We start from the raw sequence: 4,367 nt of genomic DNA, 5'->3' as shown, positions 1-4,367 counted from the left end.
GCCCAGCCGGCGCGCGACTCGGCCCATGACGCGGCGGGGCGCTGGATCACCAGCCCGCCCCGGGTGGCGAGCCGCCCCACCGCCGGCACGGGCAGCCCGCCCCGCGCCAGCACCACGGCGCGATGCGCGAGATGCACGGCGCCGAGCGTCAGCGGTGTCAGCAGCTTGGGCGCGGGGCGGGCCATCACGCGCGGCCTGGGGCGGGCTGGGGCTGCATGGGGTTTCCTTTCCGGGGATGGGCACGGCCTGGCCACCCGCCAGGATCGGCGCCGGCCGCCACCATCGCTTGCAGCCCCGTCGCGCGGCTTGGATGGGCGCGCCGCGGCTCAACCCGCTGCCAGCAGCGCATCGGCCCGGCACAGATCGGCGGTGCGGGCCCCCTCGGTGAAGCGGGCGCGCAGGCTGGCCAGCGCCTCCAGCGCCTCCTGCGCCGCCCCGCGCGGCACCGCCGGGGAGGGCTCGGCGAGGCTCGTCACCACGCGCAGCTCCCAGCCCGGCGCGCCCTGCGCGCGGGCGATGCGCAGGGCGCGGCGCAGCATCGCCTCCGCCGCCTCCTCCGCGCCCCCCTGCCGCAGCGCCAGCGCCTCGCCGCGCAGCACCTCGGGCGCGCACCAGCTCCGCGCCTCCCCGGCGGCACGGCCACGCGCCAGCTCCGTGCCGAGCAGGGGGTGGAAGGTGGCGAGCAGGTCCGCCTGGGCGGCGCTCATCGGCAGGGCGCGGATGCGCGCCGCCAGCGCCGCCCGCTCCGCCGGCCCGGCCTGGCCGAAGGCCACCACCGGCTCATAGAGGCGCCGCCAGCTGTCCCAGTAGCGGAAGCCGAGATCGGCCGAATGCTCCACCAGCAGCGCGACATGGCGCGCCGCCGCGGCGTGGTCGCCATTCCAGCAGGCCACGGGAAAGGCGGCGAAACACAGCGTGTCGCACAGCAGCGAGGGGTAGCCGAGCGAGAGGGCCAGGGCCACGCTCTCCTCCGCCACCGCCGCCGCCGTGTCGGGCTGGCCCTGCATCCACAGCAGCCGCGCCAGATGCGCCCGCGCCATCACCCGGTTGTCATGCGGGTGGAAGCTGCCATGCGCGAGGCGGATCACCCGCGCCGGGCGCTCCACCGAGCGGGTGGTGAAATGCAGCGCCTCCACCGTGCGGCCGACCAGTTGCAGGCCAAGGCCCAGCATGCGGTCGCGCATGGCGGCGCAGACATCCTCCCCCATCGTCGCCATCACCGCGGCGAAGCGCTCGCAATGCCGCCGCGTCACCTGGTACTCGCCAAGGGCATAGCTCTCCCGCACCAGCGCCCAGAGCGCGCGCAGCTGGTGCGGCAGGGAGCCATGGCGCTCCGCCAGGGCGAGGGCGCGGGTGGAGAGCGCGGTCAGCTCCGCCCCCGGGCCGCGCGTCTCGAACATCGCCAGCCCCGCCGAGAGGCAGAGCGACATCTCCACCGCGCCGCCCTCCAGCGGCGTGCCCGGCAGCCGCGCCAGGGCGCGCGCCGCATGGTCGCGCAGCTCCTCCACCAGCGACAGCTCGAACCAGAGCGGGGCGGAGACGGCGGCGAGGGTGATGCCGGTCTGCGCGTCGCCACCGGGGGCGAAGCAGCGGTGCAGGGCCGCGCGCACATCGTGGATCCAGCCGCCATACTGCGCGAGCCAGGCATGGCGTGGCAGCGCCGCGCGGTCCGCCTCCAGATCGGCGAGGAGAGCGGCGCAGTGGCGGGCATGGCGCGCCGCCACCGCCGGCTCCTCGCCGGACGCCGCCAGCTTCTCCGCCGCGTGCTCGCGCGTCATCGCCAGCAGCCGGTAGCGCGGCGCATCGCCGCCGATATCGACGGCGAGCAGGGATTTCGCCGCGAGGCTGGCGAGGCCATCCATCATCGCAGTGCGCGGCGCGCCGGGCTCGCCCGCCACCTCCTGCGCCGCCGCCAGGGTGAAGAAGCCGCGGAAGACGGAGAGGCGGCGCAGCAGCACCTGCTCGCGCGGCTCCAGCAGGGCGTGGCTCCAGTCGAGCGTCGCGCGCAGCGTGCGGTGGCGCGGCACGGCGGCGCGGCGGCCGCGCGTCAGGGCGGAGAGGCTGTCATCCAGCCCCGCCGCCAGCCCGGCGAGGCCGAGGAAGGGCAGCTGCGCCGCCGCCAGCTCGATGGCCAGCGGAATGCCCTCCAGCCGCCGGCAGATGGCGGCGGCCAGCGGCGCCTCGGCATCGCCCAGGGTGAAGCCGTCCAGGCTGGCCGCGGCTCTTTCATGGAAAAGTTGCAGGGCGGGGTAGGCCAGGGCCTCCGCCGCCGTCGGCCGCCCCGCCATGGCCCCCCCCCCCGGCGGCAGGCCGAGCGGCGCCAGCCGGTGCACCCATTCCCCGGCGGCGCGCAGCGGCTCGCGGCTGGTCGCCAGCAGCCGTAGCTCCGGCAGGCCGGCCAGCAGCGCCTCGGCCAGCGCGGCGGCGGCATCGACGACATGCTCGCAATTGTCGAGCACCAGCAGCAGCCGCCGCCCGCGCAGCGCCGCGACAAGGTCGCGCAGTTCGCCGCTCGGCCAGGGCACGTCCAGCATGCGGGCGATGGCGGCGGGCAGCTGCCCCTGCTCTGGCAGCGCGGCGAGGTCGAGGAAATGCGCCTCCCCGCCACCACGCGCCGCCAGCGCGCCGGCCACGGCCAGGGCCAGCGTCGTCTTGCCCATGCCGCCCGGCCCGGCGATGGTGAGCAGGCGGCATTCGCCCATCCGCGCCACGAGATCGTGCAGCGTCTCGCCCCGGCCGATCATCCGCCCGAGCGGCGGCGGCAGGCCGGAGGGCGCGGCCCGTGCCGGGGTGGGCGCCTCGCCCGGCATGTCCAGCCGCTGCACGGGGGCGGCGAAAACGTAGCCACGGCCTGGAATGTTGACGATGTAGCGGCGCTCACCCTCATTGTAGCCAAGCACCTTGCGCAGCGCCGCGACATGGACGCGCAGCGTGCTGTCATCGACGAAGAGGCCGGGCCAGACGCGCGCCACCAGCACATCGCGCGGGACCATCTCCCCCGCCTGCTCGACCAGGGCGAGGAGGATGCCGAAGGCGCGCGCGCCGAGCCGCACGCGCTGCTCGCCATCGAACAGCGCCTGCCCCGCCGCATCCAGGCGGAAGGGGCCGAAGGACCAGACAGGGCCGGTGGCGCAGACCCGTGCGAGACAGCTCATGCCCAACCTCCCCTTTTTGTTTTTCTCCAGTCCCACACAGGATTTTCACAAGGCCGCGCGGTGGCGTGAAAAACCGGCCCAGCAACTCTTCGCAGGGATTCACTGCCGCTGCGCGGCAGCGCCCGCGCATTCTCCGCCGCGGATGAGGGCGGCCCCGCCAGGCGCCGCCGGGACGCGGAAGGAGAGGCAGAATGATGGACGCACAGGATCATGCCGGCCTTGTCCCTGGCGAGGGGGCGCATGGCCTGCCGCCCCGCTTCGCCACGGCCCTGCTGGCGGGGCTGCTCGAACAGGCGGGCCGCGCGCTGGAGCACGACCCGGGGGCGGCGCGCAGCCTGCTCGCCCGCGCCAGCACCCTGCTGCGGCAGGAGGCGCCAGGACATGGCACGGCGCACGCCCCGGGGTACAATCCGGGGCACAATCCGGAGCGGGGCGGCGCGAGCGGCCTGTCTCCCTGGCAGGAACGCCGGGTGCGCGAGCATGTCGCCACCCATCTCGGCGGCACGCTGCGCGTCGATGACATCGCCGCCGTCACCCGGCTGAGCGGCAGCTATTTCAAGCGCGCCTTCAAGGTGAGCTTCGGCGAGACGCCGCATGGCTATCTGCGGCGCATGCGCATCGAGCGGGCGAAGCGGATGATGCTGGAAGGGCGCGAGCCGCTGGCGCAGATCGCGCTGGCCTGCGGCCTCGCCGACCAGGCGCATCTCTCGCGCCTGTTCCGCCAGATCACCGGCAGCAGCCCGAGCGCCTGGCGCCGCCGGCACGCCAGCGCGGCCTGAGGCCCGGCCGGAGGCCGGCCGGACTGCAACCAGCGCGCGGAATGGCATCCTGTCAGGCATGATGCAGGGTGTGGCCGAGCCGCGGCGCCGCTGTCTCCTATACGAAGGTATGAGTGCCGCGGGCCCTGTGCCGGCCATCGCACTCTTTGTCGCCGCCCCCGCCCTGGCTACTCTGCCCCCTGTGCTGTCGGCGCGGGGGGAGAAGGGCAAGGTGGGTGGCGGGGCGGATATTCCTCCGGGGGGCCGGTGGCGGTGAAGCCTGTCTTCTCGCTCTGGCCGGGCCCGCCGCCTGCCGGCCAGCCGCCCGATGAGCCGCCGCTGGCCGGGCAGTCCATGGAGGGGCAGCCCATGGCGGGGCGGAGCGGCCCGCGCCAGCCCGCCGAGGCCATGCCGCGCTGGGCCACGGCGCCGCGCCGGCGCGATGCGTCCCGGC

At 75.6% G+C, this 4,367-nt stretch carries 4 protein-coding genes; 2 read left to right on the top strand and 2 right to left on the bottom strand.

What is annotated here, in order from left to right; all coding sequences use genetic code 11:
* Together NON00_RS24115 and NON00_RS24110 are read right to left on the bottom strand one after the other, a co-directional pair.
* A partial coding sequence (locus NON00_RS24115) for a hypothetical protein (protein ID WP_256025343.1) occupies window positions 1-185 on the bottom strand: 185 nt, incomplete at its 3' end.
* A gap of 141 nt (window positions 186-326) precedes the next feature.
* On the bottom strand, window positions 327-3,155 hold the full coding sequence (locus tag NON00_RS24110) for a winged helix-turn-helix domain-containing protein (RefSeq protein ID WP_256025342.1): 2,829 nt from the start codon (window positions 3,153-3,155) through the stop codon (window positions 327-329).
* Between the two features lie 191 nt (window positions 3,156-3,346).
* Between NON00_RS24110 and NON00_RS24105 the strand changes: the two genes are divergently transcribed.
* Together NON00_RS24105 and NON00_RS24100 are read left to right on the top strand one after the other, a co-directional pair.
* Window positions 3,347-3,934 (top strand): helix-turn-helix domain-containing protein, encoded by a 588-nt coding sequence (locus tag NON00_RS24105; protein WP_256025341.1) that lies wholly within the window; start codon window positions 3,347-3,349, stop codon window positions 3,932-3,934.
* Between the two features lie 246 nt (window positions 3,935-4,180).
* The coding region (locus NON00_RS24100; RefSeq protein WP_256025338.1) for a hypothetical protein at window positions 4,181-4,367 on the top strand (187 nt) is incomplete at its 3' end.

The organism is Roseomonas sp. GC11 (genome assembly GCF_024437745.1).
Lineage (GTDB): Bacteria > Pseudomonadota > Alphaproteobacteria > Acetobacterales > Acetobacteraceae > Pseudoroseomonas.
This window is presented reverse-complemented; position numbering and strand designations above follow the sequence as displayed.

Bases quoted from the DNA above. Each gene is read 5' to 3' on its own strand.
- NON00_RS24110 (WP_256025342.1), bottom strand. From the start codon at position 3,155: ATGAGCTGTCTCGCACGGGTCTGCGCCACCGGCCCTGTCTGGTCCTTC.
- NON00_RS24105 (WP_256025341.1), top strand. From the start codon at position 3,347: ATGATGGACGCACAGGATCATGCCGGCCTTGTCCCTGGCGAGGGGGCG.